Here is a 23,789-nt window from a genome sequence, read left to right as displayed (position 1 = left end):
TGACGGGCGCGCAGCTGAGCAGTAAGATGCGCCCCGCATTCGGTGATTGGCGCAGCCTGGTAGCGCACTTCGTTCGGGACGAAGGGGTCGGAGGTTCGAATCCTCTATCACCGACCAAATTAGAAAAGCCCGCTCTTTGAGCGGGCTTTTTGCTTTCCGGGATCCACGAGGATGAGAACCTCCGGGGGCAAGAGGTTCGACTCGAGCGTAGCGAGAGAACGTTGCGTCAGCAACGGCCCGTAGGGCGAGCCACGTAGTGGCGAGTAATCCTCTATCACCGACCAAATTAGAAAAGCCCGCTCTTTGAGCGGGCTTTTTGCTTTCCGGAATCCACGAGGATGAGAACCTCCGGGGGTAAGAGGTTCGACTCGAGCGTAGCGAGAGAACGTTGCGCCAGCAACGGCCCGTAGGGCGAGCCACGTAGTGGCGAGTAATCCTCTATCATCGACCAAATTCAAAACCCTGCTCAGCGAGCAGGTTTTTTTTGCTTTGTAGGCCTGATAAGCGCAGGCCATCAGGCAAAACATTGCAGCATTTTGACATCGCCGGATGGCGGCGCAGACGCCTTATCCGGCCTACAGGCTCAGTTTCATCCCGGCGTGTATGGTGTTATTCCAACCCCACCTTTGACCTTCATTTCATCTGCAAAAATTGTGCACCACTTCCCACTGACTGTTAACGATTCTGTGACATATTCCATTGCCTTTTTTTATATTTGCTTGAATCTTTTTTTGCGTTACTTATGGCTGAACCCAGCATTTTCCGCTGTGCGTTTTAACGTTCATGGTATTAATCGCTCAGATATGCAGCATGTGTTGAGAAAATTTTCATAATTTGCATAAATGTTAATCACCAAATGTTTCTGAATATGAAGATATTTATTCTGGCATAGTGCGCGTAGCACAAATTTCCCTGCTGAAAATACCCGCCTGCACTTTTTTTAATCTTTGTTTGCCAATTCTCACCGTTGGTGTAAATCGCGGTTACCTGTATTGACGTTTTCACATTCTGTTGACAGATTGTAGGGCATGAGGGGCATTTCATGGAGAATCCGCGCTGCAACTCAGTCGCTTATGTGAACGGAATCCCCATCCTCTTAACGCCGACCCGGCCGGGTAAAAAACAAAAAAGGCCAGGCGGTGCAAACCCACTGCAAAGGGTAAAACAACAAACATCACATTTGGAGCAGAAGAATGAGTATTTCCTTGAAGAAGTCAGGGATGCTGAAGCTTGGTCTGAGCCTGGTGGCTATGACCGTCGCAGCAAGCGTACAGGCTAAAACTCTGGTTTATTGTTCAGAAGGATCTCCTGAAGGCTTTAACCCGCAGCTTTTCACCTCTGGTACCACCTATGATGCCAGCTCCGTGCCGATCTATAACCGCCTGGTCGAGTTCAAAACCGGCACAACTGAAGTGATCCCGGGACTTGCTGAGAAGTGGGAAATCAGCGAAGACGGTAAAACCTATACCTTCCACCTTCGCCCTGGCGTGAAGTGGCAGGACAACAAAGATTTCAAACCGACGCGCGATTTCAACGCCGATGACGTGGTGTTCTCTTTCGATCGTCAGAAAAATGCCCAGAACCCGTACCACAAAGTTTCTGGCGGCAGCTATGAATACTTCGAAGGGATGGGCCTGCCGGATCTGATCTCCGAAGTGAAAAAGGTGGATGATAAAACCGTTCAGTTCGTGCTGACTCGCCCGGAAGCACCGTTCCTGGCTGACCTGGCGATGGACTTCGCTTCTATTCTTTCCAAAGAATATGCGGACAACATGCTGAAAGCCGGTTCCCCGGAGAAAGTGGATCTGAACCCAATCGGTACCGGTCCGTTCCAGCTGCAGCAGTACCAGAAAGACTCCCGTATTCTGTATAAAGCATTCGAAGGTTACTGGGGCACTAAGCCGCAGATCGACCGTCTGGTCTTCTCCATTACGCCTGACGCTTCCGTGCGTTATGCCAAGTTGCAGAAGAACGAGTGCCAGGTGATGCCGTACCCGAACCCGGCAGACATCGCGCGCATGAAGCAGGATAAAAACATCAATCTGATGGAGCAGGCCGGTCTGAACGTTGGCTACCTCTCTTTCAACACCGAGAAGAAACCGTTTGATGACGTGAAAGTCCGTCAGGCGCTGACCTACGCGGTCAACAAAGACGCGATCATTAAAGCGGTTTATCAGGGAGCTGGCGTTGCCGCGAAAAACCTGATCCCACCGACCATGTGGGGCTATAACGACGACATTAAAGATTACACCTACGATCCTGAGAAAGCCAAAGCACTGCTGAAGGAAGCCGGTCAGGACAAAGGCTTTACCGTTGAGCTGTGGGCTATGCCGGTACAGCGTCCATATAACCCGAACGCCCGTCGTATGGCGGAAATGGTTCAGGCTGACTGGGCGAAAATTGGCGTTCAGGCCAAGATTGTGACCTACGAGTGGGGCGAGTATCTGAAACGCGCCAAAGCGGGTGAGCATCAGGCGGTGATGATGGGTTGGACCGGTGACAACGGGGATCCGGACAACTTCTTCGCCACCCTGTTCAGCTGTGCGGCAGCGAAAGACGGTTCTAACTACTCTCGCTGGTGCTACAAACCGTTTGAAGACCTGATCCAACCGGCGCGTGCGACCGACGATCACAACAAACGTATTGAACTGTACAAGCAAGCTCAGGTTGTTATGCACGACCAGGCTCCGGCTCTGATTGTTGCTCACTCCACCGTGTACGAACCAGTGCGTAAAGAAGTGAAAGGCTATGTGGTTGATCCATTAGGCAAACACCACTTCGAAAACGTCTCTGTCGAATAATTAAAAGCAATCAAGGAAGCGCTGCGCCCCGGTATTGTGTAGGCCGGATAAGCGCAGCGCCATCCGGCGTAATGCTTTACCCACGATGCAGTTTGCGTGGGATAAGATTTGTGAGCAATACAGACTCACGGTTCCAGGCCGTGCGTCATTAGAGAGAATCCGGGTTATGTTGCAGTTCATTCTCCGACGTTTGGGACTCGTCATCCCCACGTTTATCGGTATCACTCTTCTCACCTTTGCCTTCGTCCATATGATCCCCGGCGATCCGGTTATGATCATGGCGGGTGAACGTGGGATCTCCCCTGAGCGTCATGCTCAACTGTTGGCTGAACTCGGTCTGGATAAGCCGATGTGGCAGCAGTACCTCCACTATATCTGGGGGGTTATGCATGGTGATTTAGGTATCTCGCTGAAAAGCCGCTTACCGGTGTGGGAAGAGTTCGTGCCTCGCTTCAAAGCGACGCTGGAACTCGGCGTCTGCGCGATGATTTTCGCCGTCGCAGTAGGTATCCCGGTGGGTGTTCTTGCTGCCGTTAAGCGCGGCTCCATTTTCGATCATACCGCCGTTGGCCTGGCGCTGACCGGTTACTCCATGCCGATCTTCTGGTGGGGCATGATGCTGATCATGCTGGTTTCCGTGCAGTGGAACCTGACGCCAGTTTCTGGGCGGGTGAGCGACATGGTATTCCTTGATGATTCCAATCCGCTGACCGGTTTTATGCTGATCGACACCGCCATCTGGGGTGAAGAGGGCAACTTCATCGATGCGCTGGCGCATATGGTTCTGCCGGCAATGGTGCTGGGCACTATACCTCTGGCGGTCATTGTGCGTATGACCCGTTCATCGATGCTGGAAGTGTTGGGTGAGGATTACATCCGCACCGCGCGCGCTAAAGGTTTGACCCGCATGCGCGTCATCATCATTCATGCTCTGCGTAACGCGATGCTGCCGGTTGTCACCGTTATCGGCCTGCAGGTCGGCACGCTGCTGGCAGGGGCGATCCTGACCGAGACTATCTTCTCGTGGCCGGGTCTGGGACGCTGGCTGATAGATGCGCTGCAACGCCGTGATTATCCGGTAGTGCAGGGTGGGGTACTGCTGGTCGCGACGATGATTATCCTCGTCAACCTGCTGGTAGACCTGCTGTACGGCGTGGTGAACCCGCGTATTCGGCATAAGAAGTAAGGGGCCATCATGTCACAGGTTACTGAAAATAAAGTTATTGCTGCACCGGTGCCCATGACCCCGCTGCAGGAGTTCTGGCACTATTTTAAACGCAACAAAGGCGCGGTCGTTGGGCTGGTGTACGTGGTGGTGATGATCCTGATTGCGGTCTTTGCCAACGTTCTCGCGCCGTACAACCCGGCAGACCAGTTCCGCGATACGCTGCTGGCTCCGCCGGCATGGCAGGAAGGCGGTTCCATGGCGCACCTGCTTGGTACTGATGATGTGGGCCGCGATGTGCTGTCCCGCCTGATGTACGGGGCGCGTCTGTCGCTGTTGGTTGGCTGTCTGGTGGTGGTGCTTTCCCTGCTGATGGGCGTGGTTCTCGGGCTTATCGCCGGTTACTTTGGCGGGATTGTCGATAACGTCATCATGCGCGTGGTTGATATCATGCTGGCGCTGCCGAGCCTGTTACTGGCGCTGGTGCTGGTGGCGGTATTTGGTCCCTCGATTGGCAACGCCGCGCTGGCGCTGACGTTCGTGGCATTGCCGCACTATGTGCGTCTGACGCGTGCCGCCGTACTGGTGGAGGTGAACCGCGACTATGTCACCGCATCCCGCGTGGCCGGAGCCGGTGCGATGCGCCAGATGTTCGTCAATATTCTGCCTAACTGTCTTGCGCCGCTGATTGTTCAGGCGTCGCTTGGCTTCTCTAACGCCATTCTCGATATGGCTGCCCTCGGCTTTCTGGGGATGGGCGCACAGCCGCCGACGCCAGAGTGGGGCACCATGCTCTCTGACGTGCTGCAGTTCGCTCAAAGCGCCTGGTGGGTCGTGACCTTCCCGGGGCTGGCGATCCTGTTGACGGTGCTGGCATTTAACCTGATGGGTGACGGTCTGCGTGACGCGCTCGATCCCAAACTGAAGCAGTAAGAGGTTCGAGATGGCGTTATTAAATGTAGATAAATTATCGGTGCACTTCGGCGACGTAGGTTCCGAATTCCGCGCCGTGGACCGCATTAGCTACAGTGTGAACCAGGGTGAAGTGGTTGGCATTGTTGGGGAATCTGGTTCTGGTAAGTCCGTCAGCTCGCTGGCGATTATGGGGTTGATTGACTACCCAGGCCGCGTTATGGCCGAAAATCTGGAGTTTAATGGTCGCGACCTGAAGCGCATCTCTGAGAAAGAGCGTCGCCAACTGGTGGGTGCGGAAGTGGCAATGATCTTCCAGGACCCGATGACCAGCCTTAACCCCTGCTACACCGTCGGCTACCAGATTATGGAAGCCATCAAGGTGCACCAGGGCGGCAATAAAAAAACGCGTATTCAGCGGGCGATTGACCTGCTGACGCTGGTGGGGATCCCCGATCCGGCCTCGCGCCTGGATGTCTATCCGCACCAGTTGTCCGGTGGGATGAGCCAGCGCGTGATGATCGCGATGGCGATTGCCTGTCGTCCGAAGCTGCTGATTGCCGATGAACCGACAACGGCGCTGGATGTGACCATTCAGGCGCAGATCATCGAGCTACTGCTGGAATTGCAGCAAAAAGAGAACATGGCGCTGGTCTTGATTACCCACGATCTGGCGCTGGTGGCCGAAGCCGCGCACAAAATCATCGTGATGTACGCCGGGCAGGTCGTGGAAACCGGGGCCGCACAGGATATCTTCCGCGCGCCGCGTCATCCGTATACCCAGGCATTGCTACGTGCGTTGCCGGAGTTTGCACAGGATAAAGCGCGCCTGGCCTCACTGCCGGGCGTGGTGCCAGGGAAATATGACCGCCCGAACGGTTGTCTGTTGAACCCGCGCTGCCCCTATGCGACCGACAAATGCCGCGCTGAAGAACCTGAACTGAACCTGCTGGAAGGCGGTCGTCAGTCGAAATGCCACTACCCACTTGATGATGCCGGGAGGCCTGGGCTATGAGTACGCAAAAGGCCGCCGCGCAACAGCCGCTGTTGCAGGCCATTGACCTGAAAAAACACTACCCGGTGAAAAAGGGCATGTTCGCCCCGGAACGCCTGGTGAAAGCGCTGGATGGTGTTTCCTTTACTCTGGAGCGCGGTAAAACGCTGGCGGTGGTCGGTGAGTCGGGCTGTGGGAAATCCACCCTTGGCCGTCTGCTGACGATGATTGAAATCCCGACCGGCGGTGAGCTGTATTACCAGGGACAGGATTTACTCAAGCACGACCCGCATGCGCAGAAGCTGCGTCGGCAGAAAATCCAGATAGTATTCCAGAACCCCTACGGTTCCCTGAACCCACGTAAGAAAGTTGGGCAGATTCTGGAAGAGCCGTTGCTGATCAACTCGACGCTCAGCAAAGAGGAGCGTCGTGAAAAAGCGTTGGCGATGATGGCGAAAGTGGGACTGAAAACCGAGCACTACGACCGCTATCCGCATATGTTCTCCGGCGGTCAGCGTCAGCGTATCGCCATTGCCCGCGGTTTGATGCTTGACCCGGATGTGGTGATTGCCGACGAACCGGTCTCGGCGCTGGACGTTTCCGTACGTGCGCAGGTGCTGAACCTGATGATGGACTTGCAGCAGGAACTGGGGCTGTCCTACGTCTTTATCTCGCACGACCTGTCGGTGGTAGAGCACATTGCTGATGAAGTGATGGTGATGTATTTGGGCCGCTGCGTGGAAAAAGGAACCAAGGATCAGATCTTCAATAATCCACGTCATCCGTACACTCAGGCGCTGCTTTCCGCAACGCCGCGCCTGAACCCGGACGATCGCCGCGAGCGTATCAAGCTGACTGGTGAGCTGCCAAGCCCGCTGAATCCGCCACCGGGCTGTGCGTTCAACGCCCGTTGCCGTCGTCGCTTTGGTCCGTGTACTCAGCTTCAGCCACAGTTAAAAGACTATGGTGGTCAACTGGTAGCCTGTTTCGCCGTTGACCAGGACGAAAACCCACAGCAATAAACGTGGGTTATGACCCGATAACCGGAGCCTTGTGCTCCGGTTTTTTTATAATTCGTTTTTACTCCCACAATGTGAGTCCATTGGCAGAACATTATTCCATAGTGTCTAGAATATAGTCAGATTTTTGGACGGCACAGAAATATCTACTTCGCAGTTGCTAACTACCAGGAGCAAATGTGGTCACGATACGCTGGGATATTAAAACAATTGATCGTCTGTCGATGGTTGAGGATGTCCTGAAGGAATTTTCCTGTTGTGATATCAATATCATCTCCATGAAAGTCACACCTGGACGGATCCTGATTAAATCCTGGTGTCGCCAGTTACAGGATATTTCCTGCGTGCAATCCTGTTTAAGCCGACGCGCCGATATTATTAACGTCGCTTACCTGTGTGAAGAGATAAGCGAGTTGTCGATGTCTGAGCCGGAACGCCCGCGCTATTTCTCTGACATTATTTGCAGCAGCCAGAGCATGCACGCGCTTATCGAAAAGGCGATAAAAATTGCTGACAGCAAATATACCGTTCTGATCCGTGGTGATACGGGCACTGGCAAAGAATTGCTGGCCCGGGCTATCCATAATTCCGGTCAGCGGCGTTTTTATCCGTTTATTCCGGTTAACTGCTCTGCGCTACCTGAGTCGCTTATGGAGAGTGAATTCTTTGGCTATGAGAAAGGGGCTTTTAGCGGCGCAGACTGTAAAGGTAAAAAAGGGTTGTTTGAAATGGCCGAGAAAGGCACCCTTTTTCTCGATGAATTTGGTGAAATGTCGCTGGGCTTACAGGCTAAATTATTGCGCGTCCTGCAGGATGGCGGGATCCGTCGCGTTGGCGGGGCGCAAATTATTCCGGTTAATGTACGCATTATTGTGGCAACCAACGCCAATCTGGAAGAGATGGTGGAGCAACGCCTGCTACGCGCCGATCTCTATTACCGCATCAATGTACTTTCCCTGACTATTCCACCCTTGCGGGAACGCCCACAGGATATCAGTCTGTTGATTCGCCACTTTGTGCAGAAATATGCGAAGGAGTTCCAGCGACGGATCATTCTGGATAAAGCTTGCTTTGATGCCCTGCATCATCACAGTTGGCCGGGAAATGTGCGCGAACTGGAAAATACCATTATTCGCCTGATGCTAATGGCGGAGTCCGATGTCATAACGCGGGAAGAATTAGGAATAGTGAATTTTCCCGCCGTTAAGCAAGGCCCGACAGAACGTCCTTTTAAAGAGCAGGTCCAGTGCGCCGAGCGTCAGTTAATTGAACAGATGGTGGAGGAGAATGTGTCGTCACGGCATATCGCCAAAGCGCTGGGGGTGTCACATACCACGGTACTGAATAAAATTCGCAGCTATCAACTGGAGAGTGTGAGCTAAGCGCCGCCAGGTGTTGACGGCGCAGTTTACGCGGGTTATTCAATCAGCTTCAGTAATGGCGACAGGCACAGCAGGATCCCGTACAGCAGGATTAGCCAGGTTTTCAGCCCGCGCAGTTTTTCCAGCTGTGTGACTTTATAGATCAGGAAAAACGGAATAATACACGACACAATCCCGTACAGCGGGCTGCCTAACTGGAAGAACACCAGTACCGATACGCGAAACGATACCCAAATAACCAGCGTAATAACGATAAATGTGCAAATACCCAGCGTAAGCACCAGAGGATTAATTTTCTCCACGTCAATAACGCGGCTCAGAACGTTAAGAATAATTCCTTTAATCGCCTCGTGGAATCCCAAATAAATACCAAAGAATGCGGTTAATACAGCGAAGATATTTAACACCGTTGAGGTGATGTGAATAATCTGACCAGGAATAACCTGCGCCGCCAGAGCCAGTGCAGAAATATTCTGTTCGAAGGCCGACACGGCCTCTTCATGGCTAATCGAAAAGGTAAAAGAGAAGGAGAAAAACAGGATGACCGCAATCAGCGTAATGTAACTGATCCGATGCGTGCGTATAGCCATACGTGTGGCCAGTACCCGGTCCGCCACCCGTTTGCGGTAGGCAATGTTCATGGGGTTCAGCACCTGAATAAACACCGCCGAGAAGAAGCAGAATGGGATAGTCAGCAGCACATCGCGAAAGAACACCGATGCTTCAGGAAAGGCGCTGATATTGCTGAAGTTCCAGTGCGGAACCATCGCAAAGCCGAAGATGATGATAATGCCGACTTTTACCACCACCATCGGACCGGAGATTTTGAACAGTAGCTTTTCTCCCCCGGAAGCAATGGCTACCAGTACGGCAAAAATGGCCACTTTGTAGATGATTGACTGCGAAAGGTCGGTATCGGTTAGCCCAAAGGTTTTGATATACGAGGCGCTGTCAAAAACCACCGATAATGAATAGATGAATATTCCATGAATAATCATCAAAAAGTAAATCACACCGAGGAATACACCCCAGTTTTTCCCAAGGTAATGACTTATAATATCGGTGTAGTCATTGCAGGTTTCACTTTCGGATAATGTTTTTAAATAAATGTCCTGCACAATGTACGTTGCCGGGTAAGCGATAATAAAGGCGACAATAAAAACCCAAATGCCGGTTAAGCCAATTTGTACCGGCATCAGAACTGTACCCGCACCAATTGCCATGCCGATGCAGAGTAATACCCAGCCAAAATCGTATTTTGTAAACGGTATTTTCTTTGAGAATGGTACGGCGGTTGCTGTATTGTTGCTTATTTGTATTGTGTTGTCCTGCATAGAACCCCCTGCCCAAAATACCCGTTCTCCCCAAAAAAGGAGCGCGCGTATAGCCAGACTGTTGTGCCTTGATGCTCAACGACCTGAACCGAGCGTCGTCGGTTCAGGCCGTAATGGTCAGAATGTTGCCTTTCTGATGGCGTGTTCAAGGTCGTTAATAATATCTTCTGGATCTTCAAGACCCACAGAAAGACGGATAAGCCCGTCGGTAATACCTGCTTTAAGCCGTTCCTCTGGCGCAACGGGCGAATGTGTCATAGACGCTGGGTGCTGAATGAGGGTTTCGGTATCACCGAGACTGACCGCGAGGAGGCACAATTCTACAGAATTGATCATCCGTCTGCCAGCCTCGAGGCCGCCGGCGATTTCGAAGCTGATAATTCCTCCTGGCAGGCTCATCTGCCGCTGGCCCAGTTCATACTGCGGGTGCGAAGCCAGGCCAGGGTAATAAACGCGGGTAATGGACGGATGCCCTTCGAGGAAGCGGGCGATTTTTAGCGCGTTTTCACAGTGACGTTCCATACGAATGCCCAATGTTTTAACGCCGCGCAGCGTCAGCCAGGCGTTGAAAGGGCTCATACAGCCACCGGTAATATCCTTCAAACCGACAAACCGCGCCTGGTCGATAAATTCCTGTTTCCCGACAATGATGCCGCCAATCACGTCTCCGTGACCGTTGATATATTTAGTGACGCTATGCACCACGATGTCTGCGCCCAATTGCAGAGGCTGCTGACAGTACGGCGACATAAAGGTGTTATCCACCACCAGCAATGCGCCTTGCTGATGGGCGATACCGGCTACCGTTTCAATGTCGACCAGCGACAGCGTCGGGTTAGCGGGCGTTTCGATATACACAACTTTGGTTTCCGGGCGCATGGCGGCGCGGATTTCTTCCGGTTTCGCGGCGTCGACAAAACTCACGTTAATGCCGAACTTCGGCATGCTGTGCGACAGAAATGCGTGAGTACAACCATAAATCGCGCTGGCGGAAACGATATGGTCGCCCTGCTGGCACAGCGTCAGCAGCGTTGTGGTGATCGCAGAAATACCGGACGCGGTAGCCAGCCCGGCTTCACCTCTTTCCAGCACCGCCAGCTTTTTCTCCAGCGCATCGGTGGTAGGGTTGCCCAAACGGGTATAAATGTACCCGGACTCTTCGAGCGCAAAGCGGGCGGCACCTTGTTCGGCGCTGTCAAAAACAAACGTTGAAGTCTGGAAAATAGGCGTACTGAGCGCGCCAGTTGAAGGGTCGGGTTGTTGCCCCGCGTGAACGATCTGGGTGTTGAATCCGTAAGTACGACAGTCAGACATGATATCTCCTTTGATTCGGAACAGAACAGCTCACAGTCATATAGCAATCGCTGTGCCAGAAAATAAACTAATAGATATCAATACGTTAGTTGTTTTATCGTGCGGGTAGCCGTCAGGAAAGTTGCCAGTTGGCAAGAAACTTTCCAGCGCTTGGCGGATTTATTAAGCCGTAATTGCGAGGCTTTACGCAGACTGGATCACTCCGGGGTGATGAGACGGAAGTGTTACCGTAGAATCAGCAGCAAGCCGGGTTTACCCGGTGAGGCGCAATGTTGCGGGGGCTTGATCCCCGGCGGCATAGGTTGCTGGAAAGAGAAAACCCCCGCACGTTGTTCGGTATAAACCTGGCAACAAAACGGGGGCTAACTTGAACCTCAACAACTCAAGAATAGCCGCGAACAGTTGCCATTGCAACACAGGCGGCTATATGACGCTCATGCAACTGGGCACAGCCTTCTGGCACGATCTGGCAGCGCCGATCATCGCTGGCATTATCGCCAGCCTGATTGTGAACTGGCTACATAACCGGAAGTAATGTGCTCTATGGGTGTCTGCCTGCCGTAATGGCAACATGCGCCCGAACCAGGCCGCAGGGGTTAACCTTGCGGCCTTTTTCGGCTTAAATGCAGATAAATCTCGTCGCCAGGTGCCTATCCTGTCGCGATAATGCACGCTGGGAAGTTTTCAGATACCGCCTCTCTTAATACCGCTACGATCGGGTATACTCTGACGGCAGTTTCGTCTATCCGTGGAGAGTCAGTTTGCGTGTCAGTCGCTCGTTAACAATTAAGCAGATGGCGATGGTTGCGGCCGTTGTCATGGTGTTTGTTTTTATTTTTTGCACCGTTTTGTTGTTCCATTTGGTCCAGCAGAACCGCTATAACACGGCTACGCAACTGGAAAGCATCGCTCGCTCCGTCCGTGAACCTCTGTCGGCTGCCATCCTGAAGGGGGATATCCCCGAAGCAGAAATGATTTTAAGCCGTATCCAGCCCGCTGGCGTGGTCAGTCGCGCGGATGTGGTACTGCCCAACCAGTTTCAGGCATTGCGGATGAGCTTTATCCCTGAACGCCCCGTTCCGGTTACGGTGACCCGACTGTTTGAACTGCCGGTGCAGATTTCGCTCCCGGTCTATTCTCTTGAGCGCTCTGCCAACCCACAGCCGCTGGCGTATCTGGTGTTACAGGCGGATTCATACCGCATGTACAAATTCGTGACGAGCACGCTTTCAACGTTAGTGACCATTTACTTACTTTTGTCGTTAATCCTGTCGGTAGCCATCTCCTGGTGTATTAACCGCCTGATTGTGCACCCGTTACGCAAAATTGCTCGCGAACTGAACGATATTCCGCAGCAGGAGCTGATCGGCTATCAACTGGCATTACCGCCTATGCATCAGGATGATGAGATTGGGATGCTGGTGCGTAGCTACAACCTGAATCAGCAACTGGTCCTGCGCCACAGTGAAGAGCAGAACGACAATTCGATGCGCTTTCCGGTCTCTGAACTGCCAAATAAGACGTTCTTAATGGGGCTACTTGAGCAGATTGTTACTGGCCCGCAAACAACTGCGTTGATGATTGTCACCTGCGAAACCCTGCGTGATACCGCCGGTGTATTGACCGAGACCCAGCGGGAAATCCTGCTGTTGACGCTGGTTGAGAAACTGAGATCGGTGCTGGCGCCCAGAATGGTGCTTACTCAGGTGAGCGGCTATGACTTCGCGATTATCGCGCACGGTGTGAAGGAACCCTGGCATGCAATCACATTAGGTCAGCAAGTACTTACTATCATGAATGAACGGTTGCCCATTCAGGGTATTCAGCTTCGCCCGAGCTGCAACATTGGGGTGGCGATGTACTACGGCGATTTGACGGCGGAACAGCTATACAGTCGCGCGCTATCGGCAGTGCTAACCTCGCGTCGTAAGGGTAAAAATCAGATCCAATTCTTTGATCCGCAGCAAATGGAAGAAGCACAGCAACGTTTGACCGAAGAGAACGACATTCTGACCGCGCTTGATCACCAGCAATTTGCGCTGTGGATGCAGCCGCAGGTAGAGATCGCCAGCGGCAAGATGTTGAGTGCTGAAGCTTTATTGCGGATGCAGCAGGCAGACGGAAGCTGGGAATTACCGGAAGGGTTAATCGACAGGATTGAATCCTGCGGTCTGATGGTGACGGTTGGATATTGGGTGCTGGAGGAGTCTTGTCGCCAGCTTGCGGCCTGGCAGGAACGTGGTCTGATGTTACCGCTGTCGGTGAATCTGTCTGCGCTACAGCTCATGCACCCCAGTATGGTGTCGGATCTGCTGGAGTTGTTAAACCGATATCGCATTAAGCCCGGCACCTTGATTCTGGAAGTTACCGAAAGCCGGCATATAGATGATCCAAACGCCGCTGTCGCTATCCTGCGCCCGCTGCGCAATGCGGGGGTACGCATTGCGTTGGATGACTTTGGTATGGGCTATGCGGGTCTGCGACAGTTGCAGCATATGAAGTCACTGCCAGTTGATGTGCTCAAAATCGATAAGATGTTTGTTGAAGGTCTGCCAGAAGATAGCAGTATGATTTCTGCCATTATTCAGCTGGCTCACAGTCTCAATTTGCAAATGATTGCGGAAGGCGTTGAAACCGAAGCGCAACGCGACTGGTTATCACAGGCAGGGGTGGATGTCGCGCAAGGATTCCTGTTTGCCCGTCCGGTTCCGGCAGATATCTTCGAAGAACGCTATTTAGCGAAGGAATCAGCTGATTACAAAAGTTAAAAAAGGTAGCGCTTGTGCGAGCCAGTTCAAAATTTTTAACAAATTTGTATCAATTATGATCCAGGTGCATTTCTGTCATGTTGTGTGGGTGTTACTTTAAGGCCGCAGGTTAAACAAAACCTTACAAGACCTGTGGTTTTTACTTTAAGGACACCCTATGAAAACCTCTATCTTCAAAAGCCTTTACTTTCAGGTCCTGACAGCAATTGCCATTGGTATCCTCCTTGGCCATTACTACCCTGAATTAGGCGCCCAAATGAAACCGCTTGGCGACGCGTTCGTTAAGCTCATTAAGATGGTCATCGCACCTGTTATCTTCTGTACTGTCGTTACCGGCATTGCAGGTATGGAAAGTATGAAAGCAGTAGGCCGCACCGGTGCGGTTGCACTGCTTTATTTTGAAGTGGTTAGTACGATTGCGCTGATCATTGGTCTTATCATTGTCAACGTGGTGCAACCCGGCGCCGGGATGAACGTCGATCCGGCAACGCTGGATGCCAAAGCGGTAGCGATCTACGCCGAGCAGGCAAAAGACCAGGGGATCGTGGGCTTCCTGATGGATATTATCCCGGGTAGCGTCATTGGCGCGTTCGCCAGCGGCAACATCCTGCAGGTATTGTTGTTCGCGGTGATGTTTGGTTTTGCTCTGCACCGTCTGGGCAGCAAAGGCCAGATGATTTTCAACGTAATTGAAAGTTTCTCGCAGGTTATTTTCGGCATTATCAACATGATCATGCGCCTTGCGCCGATAGGTGCTTTCGGTGCCATGGCCTTTACCATCGGTAAGTATGGCGTTGGAACGCTGGTGCAACTGGGTCAGTTGATTATCTGCTTCTACATTACCTGTATCCTGTTTGTGGTCGTGGTTCTGGGCTCCATTGCCCGCGCAACCGGCTTCAGCATCTTTAAGTTTATCCGCTATATCCGTGAAGAACTGCTGATCGTTCTGGGGACCTCTTCTTCCGAGTCAGCGCTGCCGCGTATGCTTGATAAGATGGAAAAACTGGGCTGCCGGAAGTCGGTTGTCGGGTTGGTTATACCCACGGGCTACTCGTTTAACCTTGATGGGACATCGATATATCTGACTATGGCGGCGGTGTTTATCGCGCAGGCCACAAATAGTCATATGGATATCTTCCATCAGATAACCCTGTTGGTGGTGCTGCTGCTCTCCTCGAAAGGCGCAGCGGGCGTGACCGGAAGTGGCTTTATCGTGCTGGCAGCGACAATTTCCGCAGTAGGGCATCTGCCGGTAGCGGGTCTGGCGCTCATCCTGGGTATTGACCGCTTTATGTCTGAAGCGCGTGCGCTGACTAACCTGGTCGGTAACGGGGTGGCAACGGTCGTTGTGGCTAAGTGGGTGAAAGAACTGGACCACAAAAAGCTTGATGATGTGCTGAATAATCGTGCGTCGGATGGCAAAACGCACGAAATATCCTCTTAATCTCTCCACTTATGCCCGTAGTCCCTTCCAGGACTGCGGGCGTTTGCGCATAATTACCCCCTGTGCCTGAAACTGTCTGTTCGACGGTTTCGGGATTTTTTCACTTCTTCCGTGACATTTTTATGTTCTTGCGGTCTAACACGAAGTGTTTTTAACGTCATATTCAGAGGGTCCTTCTCAGGGCTGTCTTTTTATTTCCAGGATAGTTGATCAGGGGTTCACATGCAGGGCACAAAAATTCGACTTTTAGCGGGCGGCTTGCTGATGATGGCCACTGCCGGCTATGTGCAGGCAGATGCGCTCCAGCCTGACCCGGCGTGGCAACAGGGCACGCTGGCAAATGGTCTCCAGTGGCAAGTGTTAGCCACTCCCCAGCGCCCCAGCGACCGTATTGAGGTCCGCCTGCTGGTTAATACCGGTTCACTCACCGAAAGTACGCAACAGAGTGGTTTCAGCCATGCGATCCCACGTATCGCGCTGACGCAAAGCGGTGGCCTTGATGCCACGCAAGCCCGTTCATTGTGGCAGCAGGGGTTTGATCCTAAACGCCCCATGCCGCCCGTTATCGTTTCCTATGATTCCACGCTGTATAACCTTAGCTTGCCCAATAGCCGGAATGACCTGCTGAAAGAGTCACTTTCTTACCTGGCGAATATTTCCGGCAAGCTGACCATTACCCCTGAAACGGTTAACCATGCGCTGAGCAGCGAAGATATGGTGGCAACCTGGCCGTCAGATACCAAAGAGGGATGGTGGCGCTATCGTCTGAAAGGCTCCACGCTGTTAGGGCACGATCCTGCCGATCCGCTGAAAAAGCCGATTGATGCAGCAAAAATTCAGTCGTTCTACCAGAAATGGTATACCCCGGATGCGATGACGCTGATTATCGTCGGTAACGTTGATGCGCGCAGCGTGGCTGAGCAAATCAATAAAACCTTCGGTGAGTTAAACGGAAAACGTGAAACGCCGGCTCCGGTGCCTACGCTCTCTCCACTGCGTGCGGAAGCGGTAAGCATTATGACCGATGCGGTACGCCAGGATCGTCTTTCCATCATGTGGGACGCGCCGTGGCAACCTATTCGTGAATCCGCCGCGTTGTTACGCTACTGGCGTGCCGATTTAGCCCGTGAAGCGCTGTTCTGGCATATCCAGCAGACGTTATCCAGGAACAACGCGAAAGACATCGGCCTCGGCTTTGACTGTCGGGTGCTGTTCCTGCGTGCACAGTGCGCTATTAACGTTGAATCGCCGAACGATAAGCTGAATGCGAACCTGGGCACGGTGGCTCGTGAACTGGCGAAAGTGCGGGACAAAGGCCTGCCGGAAGAAGAGTTCAATGCGCTGGTAGCGCAAAAAAATCTGGAATTGCAGAAACTGTTTGCCACCTACGGCCGCACCGATACCGATATTTTGATCAGCCAGCGTTTGCGCTCGTTGCAAAACCAGGTGGTGGATATCGCGCCAGAACAGTATCAGCGTTTACGGCAGAACTTCCTTAATGGCCTGACTGTTGAGATGCTGAATCAGGATTTGCGTCAGCAGCTATCGCAGGATATGGCTCTCATTCTTCTTCAGCCGAAAGGGGAACCTGAGTTCAACATGAAGGATCTGCAGGCGACATGGGATAGCATAATGGCGCCGGTTACCGCAGCGGCAACGTCGGCTGAAACGGATGAATCACATCCTGAAGTGACGGATATCCCGCCAGTACAGTAACCTGTAGGCCGGATAAGGGGGTTACGCCGCTATCCGGCATTGGAGATGCCGGGGGCGCTTTGCTTGTCCGGCCTACGGTATGCAGACCGGATCATCGACGTTACTGCGGCATGGCATCGCGTGGGATAATTGCCCCGCGATGCTGAATAACGGTGCTTGCTGTCAGGTGGCCGCGTTTTGCGGCTTCAGCGGCATCGCCACCGGTTAAACGCACTGCCAGATACCCGGCACTGAAGGAGTCTCCTGCCGCCGTGGTATCGATCACTTTTTCTTTCGGTAATTTTACAGCCGGTACATCGATAAGTCCTTCACCCTCGATGGACACCAGGCAAGAGTCTGCGCCGCGCTTCACAACCACTTCCTGTACGCCAGCTGCGTGAGTCCGGGCAATTACGTCTTCTACGGGTTTTTCACCCCACAGCGCGTCTTCATCGTCCAGCGTCAGGAACGCAATATTGGTGCACTCCAGCATCTGCTGATACACCTGCTGAGTTTCTTCTTTGCTGCTCCACAGACGCGGGCGGTAGTTGTTGTCAAAAATGACCTTGCCGCCGTTGGCGCGACACTCGCGCAGCAGCGACAGCAGTTTGTCACGGCTGGCCGGGCTTAAAATCGCCAGGCTGATTCCGCTCAGGTACAGGTAGTCGAATGTCGCCAGCGTTTTGCAAATGGCGCCGGATTGTTCGCTCTCCAGCCAGAATTTTGCCGCCGCTTCATTACGCCAGTAATAGAAGGTGCGCTCGCCAGTACTGTCAGTCTCAATGTAATAGAGACCCGGCAGACGGTTTTCCATACGCTGGGTTAATGACGTATCGACGTTTTCTCCCTGCCAGGATTCCAGCATTTGCTGGCTGAAACTGTCAGTGCCCAGCGCCGTGACGTAATGTACGGAAAGGGCCGCAGAATCGACCTGACGGGCAATATAAACGGATGTATTCAACGTGTCGCCACCGAATCCGCGCTGAACGTCGGCGCCTTTCTGTGACAGCTCAATCATGCATTCGCCAATCACGGCAATCTTCCTGGACATAGTCGTAACCTGCTCTGAAAAAAATTAGCGTTAGTGTGCGCTGTGGGTGTTAAGTGGTCAACTATATTAAAACAACGTTCCATTATTTTTTTGAGCCAGAACGTGTTCTGTGTCGTTTTTACCGCTGTTTTTATTTTGCGTACTGCTGAACGTAAAGTTCTGCGCCTGAGCGCCGATAACCTTTGACGAGTCCGGTCAGTCACACTCTTATTTACAGGACACCTCAGATGATAAAGCAGGTCACCCAGCAGCTAATTACGCCAGATGCGAGTATCGAATGCTTGCAGGAGCGACGCTATTGGCTGCAGTGCGAGCGTGCTTACACTTATCAGCCCATTTACCAGACCAATGGTCGGCTGATGGCCGTAGAGCTGCTAACCGTCGTGAGTCATCCTGATAACCCTGCTCAACGCATTGCGCCAGACCGTTATTTTGCTGAAGTTGCTGTTCGGCATCGCGTTGAGGTAGTGAAAGAGCAGCTTGAACAACTTGAACTGAAAAGTGATTTTTTCAGAGCCCACGATCTGCTGGCCTCCGTCAATGTCGATGGCCCGACGCTCATTGCGATGCGCCAGGACCCCGAGATCCTGAAAATCATTGAATGCCTGCCCTGGTTACGCTTTGAGTTGGTAGAGCACATCCGCTTACCGAAGGGATCGTCGTTTGCCTCGATGTGCGAGTTCGGCCCGCTCTGGCTGGATGATTTTGGTACCGGGATGGCCAATTTCTCGGCCCTTAGCGAAGTGAGTTACGACTACATCAAAGTGGCGCGGGATCTGTTTGTCATGCTGCGTCAGACGCCGGAAGGCCGTAACCTCTTCACTTTGCTGCTCCAGCTTATGAACCGCTATTGCCGTGGCGTGATTGTCGAAGGTGTTGAAACCCTGGAAGAGTGGCGCGATGTGCAAAACTCACCGGCTTTTGCTGCTCAGGGCTATTTCCTCTCTCGTCCGGTGCCACTGAGTACCCTGGAAGAGGTGATTCTGTCGCTTTGATGCGGATGTAGCGTGCCTCCTTTTCGCCCTGCTGGACTATCTTTAGGACAGGCAAGGGAGGAAGTCAGGAGGAAAACGTGACGAAAACAAGCAAAATAGCCGCATCCGTAGTAGGGTTTTTCTTGTTGCTGATCGTCGTGCTCATCATTGTGATTGCGACATTTGACTGGAACCGGCTCAAACCGACCATCAACCAGAAAGTCTCTACTGAACTCAACCGTCCATTCGCCATACGCGGTGATCTGGGCGTCGTCTGGGAACGCCAGAAGCAGGAAACCGGCTGGCGCAGTTGGGTTCCGTGGCCGCATGTTCATGCTGAAGATATTATCCTCGGCAACCCGCCAGATATTCCCGACGTTACCATGGTGCATCTCCCGCGTGTTGAAGCTACGCTCGCCCCACTGGCACTGCTGACAAAAACCGTCTGGCTCCCGTGGGTCAAGATGGTGAAACCCGATGCGCGGCTCATTCGGCTGTCGGAGAAAAACAACAACTGGACCTTTAACTTCGCCGGGGATGAAAAACGCGATCCCAATGCGCCGCCACCCGCGTGGTCTTTCAGGCTGGATAACATTCTGTTCGATCAAGGGCGTATCGCTGTTAATGATAAGGTGACGAAGTCGGAGCTTGAGATCCTGGTCGATCCACTAGGCAAGCCGCTACCGTTTAGCGAAGTGACAGGCACCAACAGCAAAGAAGGGGGCACCAGCGTTGAGGATTACATTTTTGGTCTGAAAGCCCAGGGCCGCTACAACGGTGAGCCGCTAACCGGAACGGGAAAAATTGGCGGGATGTTGGCGTTACGAGGCGAAGGTACCCCTTTTCCGATACAGGCTGACTTTCGCTCGGGCAACACGCGCGTGGTATTTAGCGGCACGATAAATGACCCGATGAATATGGGCGGTGTCGATCTACGGCTTAAATTCTCTGGGGATTCACTTGGGGATTTATACGATTTGACCGGTGTGCTGTTACCGGATACACCACCGTTTGAAACAGACGGGCGTCTGGTGGCGAAAATCGATCCGGAAAAGTCCTCTCTTTTTGAATACCGCCATTTTAATGGTCGCATTGGCGATAGCGATATTCACGGGACGCTGGCCTACACCACCGGCAAGCCGCGACCCATGCTGAAGGGCGATGTGGAATCACGCCAGCTGAGGCTGGCTGATTTGGGGCCGCTGATCGGTGTGGATTCAGGCAAAGGGGCAGAACGGGCAAAACAATCTGAACAGCGCAAAGGTGAGAACAGTGCGCAACCCGCAGGCAAAGTCTTGCCGTATGACCGTTTTGAAACCGACAAATGGAACGTAATGGATGCTGATGTGCGTTTCAAAGGGCAGCGGATTGAGCACGGCAGTAGCCTGCCCATCAGCGATCTCTCCACCCATATCCTCCTGAAAAATGCTGACTTGCGCCTGCAGCCACTGAAATTTGGCCTCGCAGGGGGCAGTATTGTTTCCAGCATTCATCTGGAAGGGGATAAAAAGCCGATGCGGGGGCAGGCGGATATTCAGGCTCGCCGCCTGAAGCTAAAAGCGCTGATGCCGGACGTGGAGTTGATGCAGAAAACGCTCGGTGAGATGAACGGTGACGCCAGGTTGAGCGGTAGCGGAAATTCAGTGGCTGCGCTGCTGGGTAACAGCAACGGTAACCTGAAGCTATTGATGAATGATGGATTGGTCAGTCGCAATCTGATGGAGATCGTTGGGCTGAATCTGGGTAACTATATCGTCGGACAAATATTCGGTGATGACGAAGTACGGGTGAACTGCGCAGCGGCAAATCTGGATATCGTCAATGGCATCGCGCGCCCACAAATTTTCGCGTTCGACACAGAAAACGCGGTGATCAACGTGACCGGGACTGCAAGCTTTGCATCTGAGCAACTGGATTTAACCATCGACCCGGAGAGCAAAGGCATTCGTATTATTACCCTGCGTTCGCCGCTGTATGTCCGTGGGACCTTTAAAAATCCACAGGCTGGCGTGAAGGCCGGGCCGCTGATTGCACGCGGTGCGGTGGCTGCCGCGCTGGCAACGCTGGTTACGCCAGCGGCGGCGCTGCTGGCGCTAATTTCTCCGTCTGAAAACGAAACGAATCAGTGCCGGACGATCCTGTCGCAGATGAAGAAGTGATGAGCGCGCCGGATGCGGTGTAAACACCTTATCCGGCTTACGGGGGATTGCAGTCTGTAGGCCTGATAAGCATAGCGCCATCAGGCAATCAAATTACAGCGATTGATGCCGTGTCTCATGGGTTAACAGCAGCGCAATCAGCGTTAAAGCCGCCATCGATGCCAGATACGTACCGACCGCCGCCAGACCGTAGTTCCCCTGCAGCCATGCGGCAATATAAGGGGCAACAGAGGCACCGAGAATTGACGAGACGTTGTATGAGAACGACGCTCCCGTATAGCGCACTTCAGTCGGGAACAACTCCGGCAGCAGTGCCCCCATCGGGCCGAATGTCAGACCCATCAGGCTCAGGCCAAGCAACAGGAAAGCGAACACCAACACCGGATTGCCAGAACCGAGCAGCGGTTTAAAGGCAAACAGCGCAAACAGAATGATAAGCGTGGTGATGATGAGCATGCTCTTGCGACGACCAAACGCATCGGCCAGCAGGCCAGCCACTGGTACCATAACGCCAAAGCCAATAACCGCCATCATCAGCATCCACAACACTTCATTACGCGGCAGGCCAAGCCCTACGGGGGCTGCGGCAGTGCTGAACGTCATCGAATAGACGGTCATGATATAAAACAGTGTATAGGTCGCCAGCATGATGAATGTGCCAAGGATCGTCACACGAACATGTTTTGTCAGCAGAGTACCCAGCGGGATTTTCACCTGTTTTTTCGCTGCGGCGACTTTGGCAAATACCGGCGATTCGTGGAGAGAAACACGGACGTAGAGACCGATAATGACCAGTACGGCAGAGAAGATAAACGGCACGCGCCAGCCCCAGCTCATAAACTGTTCGTCGGTCAACAGCCAGGAGAGCAACAGGAACGTGCCGTTAGCGAAGAAGAAACCGATAGGCGCACCCAACTGCGGGAATGAACCGTACAGCGCGCGTTTACGCGGTGGTGCGTTTTCCGTTGCCAGCAACGCCGCGCCGCCCCATTCACCGCCCAGACCTAAACCCTGACCAAAACGCGCCAGCGCCAGCAGCAAGGGGGCGAAAATGCCGATTGTTTCATAGCCCGGCAGCAGGCCAATCACAACCGTTGAAATCCCCATGGTGAGCAGTGAAGCAACCAGCGTGACTTTACGTCCAACACGATCGCCGAAATGGCCGAATACGGCGGAGCCGATCGGGCGGGCCACGAAGGCGATAGCAAAGGTAGCCAGCGACTGTAGTGTGGCCGCCGTGGGGTCACCCTGCGGGAAGAAGATGTGGGGGAACACGATCACCGCCGCGGTCGCGTAAATATAGAAGTCGAAGAACTCAATGGCAGTGCCGATGAGCGAAGCGACGACGACTTTATTGCGCGAATTGACCGGGGCGTGTTCCTGTTCGTTATCGAGTGTTGTGGCGGTTGCTTGCATAATAATTTCTTATTTTGGGTCGAACGAAAGGCCATATTACGCACAGCAAAAGAGACATTTCAATCTGTAACAAACTTTGAGATCGGTCAAAAATGGAGCAAAAAGGGGATAATTTTTAGGCTTGAGATTTCACTTCCATGAAATGCTTCACACAATTTAAAACTTAGTTGATAAAACTGGTTTTTGGTTAAATAAAAGTTACGTTCTGGATTTATTCACTAAATCGGTGAGAGCAGGCGGCATTATAATTGCCGGATGGCGCTGCGCTTATCCGGCAATTCACAACTAATCCGGCGGTGGCTATTGCGTTTTCCCCGGCATACGCGGGTCGTCTTTGTATTCCGCTGTGGCAATCCAGGCGGCGCAGAACAGGGTCAAACGCGCGAAGAAGTAAAAGAATGCCATCAGCCCAAGCACCGAACCAAACGCCGCGCCGGAGGGGGATTTTACCAACGATGGCAGCGTGTAGGTCATGACGATCTTAATCACCTCAAAGCCAATAGCCGCAATAAATGTTCCGCGAATCAGCGCCTTCTTACGCGGTCGGTGACGCGGTAGCCGCCAGAAAATCCAGAAGAACAGCAAATAGTTGGCGAAAATGGAGATCGCCAGACCAATCAATCGCCACGCGGGTTTCAGCCACTCAATACCGTCGAGATACAGTGCCGAGATGATCATTTGCTGGGCAGAACCGGCAATGGAGGTAATCGACAGCGTAACGATCAGCGCAATCAGCAATCCAATCAATGAGACAAAATCACGCAGGTATTTAACCCATATTTTTTCCTGATCCTGCGGTGTGCGTTCCCAGAGGTCCCGCGACTGTGCACGAATAGCTTCACGCAGGTTTCCCATCCAGTTAATACCAGAGTAGAGGGCGATTCCAAGCCCCACCAGACCCACGGTGGTACGTTGCTGAACGGCAGTATTGATGGTGTTTTTCAGCGTCGAGGCCAGCGTCGGATCGCTAACGTTGAGCAATATTTTGCTGAAGATATCCTGTAATAACGTGGGGTGTGAGGCGAGAATAAAACCGGCCGCCGCAAACGACACCATCAGGATAGGGATCATCGACAGGAACGAGAAATACGTGATGGCTGCGCCAAACTGATTTCCCATTCGGTCATTAAAACGCTCTGCTGCGCGGATCAGGTGGGCGATAACAGGTTGACGTTGAATTTTTTCAGCGAAGGTCAGGGCAGTTTTCAACGCCTGGTTCGCTGTGGCGTTTTTCACCGGCGTTGTGGCGGTTTGCTGTTGTTCAGGCGTAGGGTGCTTTGCGTGGTGTTCCTGCGTCATCCGATCGGTAGTCCTTATTTTGTTTACTCATGACATTATAGCCGCTCAGACCCACTTCCCGA

General features: G+C 52.8%; 18 protein-coding genes, 1 tRNA gene and 2 other RNA genes. 16 read left to right on the top strand and 5 right to left on the bottom strand.

Going from position 1 to position 23,789, the window contains the following annotated elements:
- Positions 1–40: 40 nt before the first annotated feature.
- The 10 genes from AL515_RS00290 to AL515_RS00240 all read left to right on the top strand — a co-directional run bounded on the left by AL515_RS00290 (position 41) and on the right by AL515_RS00240 (position 8,273).
- Positions 41–117 (top strand) — tRNA-Pro (locus tag AL515_RS00290).
- Positions 118–151: 34 nt separating this feature from the next.
- Positions 152–284: non-coding RNA, RtT sRNA (locus AL515_RS00285), on the top strand.
- Positions 285–318: 34 nt separating this feature from the next.
- Positions 319–451: non-coding RNA, RtT sRNA (locus AL515_RS00280), on the top strand.
- Between the two features lie 591 nt (positions 452–1,042).
- Entirely contained in the window at positions 1,043–1,279 is a 237-nt protein-coding gene (locus tag AL515_RS23585) for a hypothetical protein (protein WP_162873164.1), read from the top strand.
- Entirely contained in the window at positions 1,194–2,801 is a 1,608-nt protein-coding gene (dppA, locus tag AL515_RS00270; protein WP_048213650.1) for a dipeptide ABC transporter periplasmic-binding protein DppA, read from the top strand. The genes AL515_RS23585 and dppA overlap by 86 nt, the downstream gene beginning before the upstream one ends.
- A 166-nt stretch (positions 2,802–2,967) precedes the next feature.
- Positions 2,968–3,987, top strand: a complete 1,020-nt coding sequence (gene dppB / locus AL515_RS00260) for a dipeptide ABC transporter permease DppB (RefSeq protein WP_003837733.1) — start codon at positions 2,968–2,970, stop codon at positions 3,985–3,987.
- 9 nt (positions 3,988–3,996) lie between these two features.
- Positions 3,997–4,899, top strand: coding sequence for a dipeptide ABC transporter permease DppC (gene dppC / locus AL515_RS00255; RefSeq protein ID WP_061066786.1), 903 nt, complete (start codon positions 3,997–3,999; stop codon positions 4,897–4,899).
- A 10-nt stretch (positions 4,900–4,909) separates the two neighbouring features.
- Positions 4,910–5,893 carry a dipeptide ABC transporter ATP-binding protein gene (gene dppD / locus AL515_RS00250; protein WP_005133837.1) on the top strand — a complete coding sequence of 328 codons (984 nt, stop codon included), beginning with the start codon at positions 4,910–4,912 and terminating at the stop codon, positions 5,891–5,893.
- Positions 5,890–6,894, top strand: coding sequence for a dipeptide ABC transporter ATP-binding subunit DppF (dppF, locus tag AL515_RS00245; RefSeq protein ID WP_048213649.1), 1,005 nt, complete (start codon positions 5,890–5,892; stop codon positions 6,892–6,894). Before dppD ends, dppF begins: the two co-directional genes overlap by 4 nt.
- A 176-nt stretch (positions 6,895–7,070) precedes the next feature.
- Complete coding sequence (locus tag AL515_RS00240; protein ID WP_061066785.1) at positions 7,071–8,273, top strand: sigma-54 interaction domain-containing protein; 1,203 nt, start codon at positions 7,071–7,073, stop codon at positions 8,271–8,273.
- A gap of 35 nt (positions 8,274–8,308) precedes the next feature.
- On the opposite strand, the gene AL515_RS00235 is transcribed toward AL515_RS00240, so the two are convergent.
- The gene (locus AL515_RS00235) at positions 8,309–9,607 is read right to left on the bottom strand and encodes an aromatic amino acid transport family protein (protein WP_061066784.1); all 1,299 of its coding nucleotides are present in this window, start codon (positions 9,605–9,607) and stop codon (positions 8,309–8,311) included.
- Between the two features lie 117 nt (positions 9,608–9,724).
- Complete coding sequence (gene megL, locus AL515_RS00230) at positions 9,725–10,921, bottom strand: methionine gamma-lyase (protein WP_061066783.1); 1,197 nt, start codon at positions 10,919–10,921, stop codon at positions 9,725–9,727.
- A 427-nt stretch (positions 10,922–11,348) separates the two neighbouring features.
- Here megL and AL515_RS23410 point away from each other — a divergent pair, with 427 nt between their 5' ends.
- From AL515_RS23410 to AL515_RS00205, 4 genes are all read left to right on the top strand, one after another.
- Positions 11,349–11,456, top strand: a complete 108-nt coding sequence (locus tag AL515_RS23410; protein WP_040231637.1) for a type I toxin-antitoxin system toxin Ldr family protein — start codon at positions 11,349–11,351, stop codon at positions 11,454–11,456.
- 226 nt (positions 11,457–11,682) lie between these two features.
- Positions 11,683–13,689: a biofilm formation regulator HmsP gene (gene hmsP, locus AL515_RS00225; protein ID WP_061066782.1), complete on the top strand. Its 2,007-nt coding sequence runs from the start codon at positions 11,683–11,685 to the stop codon at positions 13,687–13,689.
- A gap of 157 nt (positions 13,690–13,846) precedes the next feature.
- Positions 13,847–15,133 (top strand): C4-dicarboxylate transporter DctC, encoded by a 1,287-nt coding sequence (dctA, locus tag AL515_RS00215; RefSeq protein WP_061066781.1) that lies wholly within the window; start codon positions 13,847–13,849, stop codon positions 15,131–15,133.
- Between the two features lie 222 nt (positions 15,134–15,355).
- Complete coding sequence (locus AL515_RS00205; RefSeq protein WP_048213642.1) at positions 15,356–16,849, top strand: M16 family metallopeptidase; 1,494 nt, start codon at positions 15,356–15,358, stop codon at positions 16,847–16,849.
- A 100-nt stretch (positions 16,850–16,949) separates the two neighbouring features.
- On the opposite strand, the gene AL515_RS00200 is transcribed toward AL515_RS00205, so the two are convergent.
- Positions 16,950–17,879 carry a sugar kinase gene (locus AL515_RS00200; protein WP_048213641.1) on the bottom strand — a complete coding sequence of 310 codons (930 nt, stop codon included), beginning with the start codon at positions 17,877–17,879 and terminating at the stop codon, positions 16,950–16,952.
- Between the two features lie 227 nt (positions 17,880–18,106).
- Between AL515_RS00200 and pdeH the strand changes: the two genes are divergently transcribed.
- Positions 18,107–18,874 carry a cyclic-guanylate-specific phosphodiesterase gene (pdeH, locus tag AL515_RS00195; protein ID WP_005133851.1) on the top strand — a complete coding sequence of 256 codons (768 nt, stop codon included), beginning with the start codon at positions 18,107–18,109 and terminating at the stop codon, positions 18,872–18,874.
- Between the two features lie 77 nt (positions 18,875–18,951).
- Positions 18,952–21,012 carry an AsmA family protein gene (locus tag AL515_RS00190; RefSeq protein ID WP_061066780.1) on the top strand — a complete coding sequence of 687 codons (2,061 nt, stop codon included), beginning with the start codon at positions 18,952–18,954 and terminating at the stop codon, positions 21,010–21,012.
- A 93-nt stretch (positions 21,013–21,105) separates the two neighbouring features.
- Here AL515_RS00190 and AL515_RS00185 read toward each other — a convergent pair whose 3' ends face one another.
- On the bottom strand, positions 21,106–22,428 hold the full coding sequence (locus tag AL515_RS00185) for an MFS transporter (protein ID WP_048213639.1): 1,323 nt from the start codon (positions 22,426–22,428) through the stop codon (positions 21,106–21,108).
- A 300-nt stretch (positions 22,429–22,728) separates the two neighbouring features.
- Positions 22,729–23,727, bottom strand: a complete 999-nt coding sequence (gene yhjD / locus AL515_RS00180) for an inner membrane protein YhjD (RefSeq protein WP_061066779.1) — start codon at positions 23,725–23,727, stop codon at positions 22,729–22,731.
- Positions 23,728–23,789 lie beyond the last annotated feature (62 nt).

It is taken from the genome of Citrobacter sp. FDAARGOS_156 (assembly GCF_001559235.2).
Classification (GTDB): domain Bacteria; phylum Pseudomonadota; class Gammaproteobacteria; order Enterobacterales; family Enterobacteriaceae; genus Citrobacter; species Citrobacter youngae.
This window is presented reverse-complemented; position numbering and strand designations above follow the sequence as displayed.